Raw genomic sequence first — 1018 nt, forward strand, 5'->3', positions numbered from 1 at the left:
CCCCCATCGCCGCAGGCAGCCTCTCGATGCCGAATCGCGTGGTCATCGCGCCCATGTGCCAGTATTCCGCCGAGGACGGCCGGATGACCGACTGGCACATGATCCATCTCGGCCAGCTTGCCCTGTCGGGCGCGGGGCTGCTGACCATCGAGGCCACGGCGGTCAGTCCCGAGGGACGCATTACTTATGCCGATACCGGCCTGTGGGATGACGCGACCGAGGCAGCCATGGTCCCGGTCCTGCAGGCGATCCGGCGGTGGTCCGATATTCCCGTGGCGATCCAGCTGGCTCATGCCGGGCGCAAGGCCTCGACCGAGAAGCCCTGGCTGGGCGGGGCGCAGATCCCGCCCGGACAGCCGAACGGCTGGCAGGCCGTCGCGCCCAGTGCGCTGCCCTTCGCCCCCGGCGAGAATGCGCCCGAGGCGCTGGACCGGGCCGGGATGGACCGCATCCGCGACGCCTTCGCCGAGGCCGCCCGGCGCAGCTTGCGGCTGGGTTTCGACGCCATCCAGATCCATGCCGCGCATGGCTACCTGCTGCATCAGTTCCTCTCGCCGCTGTCGAACCGGCGCGAGGATGCCTGGGGCGGCAGTCTGGAAAACCGGATGCGCTTTCCGCTGGAGGTGTTCGAGGCGGTGAAGGCGGTTGTCCCGACCGATTACCCGGTTTCGGTCCGGGTCTCGGGCACGGATCGGGTCGAGGGCGGCTGGGACATCGGCGAGACCATCGCTTTCGCGCGCGAATTGCAGGCGCGCGGCTGCGCGGCCATCCATGTGTCCAGCGGCGGGCTGGACCCTCGGCAGCAGATCCCGGTCGCTCCGGGCTATCAGGTACCGCTGGCGCGCGCGGTCAAGGCGGCGGTGGACATGCCGGTGGTGGCGGTGGGGCTGATCACCGATTTCGACCATGCGGAATCCATCGTAGCGACGGGCGATGCCGACATGGTCGCCCTTGCGCGCGGGATTCTCTACGATCCGCGCTGGCCCTGGCACGCGGCCGCGCATCTGGGGGCGCAGGT

Annotated in this window: 1 protein-coding gene; it reads left to right on the forward strand. The window is 69.9% G+C overall.

All coding sequences use genetic code 11. The annotated features are described in order from the left end of the window. Positions 1–26: 26 nt before the first annotated feature. Positions 27–1018: NADH:flavin oxidoreductase/NADH oxidase (locus AQY21_RS02790; protein ID WP_058096319.1), on the forward strand; the 992-nt coding region annotated here is incomplete at its 3' end.

The sequence above is a fragment of the Paracoccus sp. MKU1 genome (assembly GCF_001447385.1).
In the GTDB taxonomy this organism is placed as follows: domain Bacteria; phylum Pseudomonadota; class Alphaproteobacteria; order Rhodobacterales; family Rhodobacteraceae; genus Paracoccus.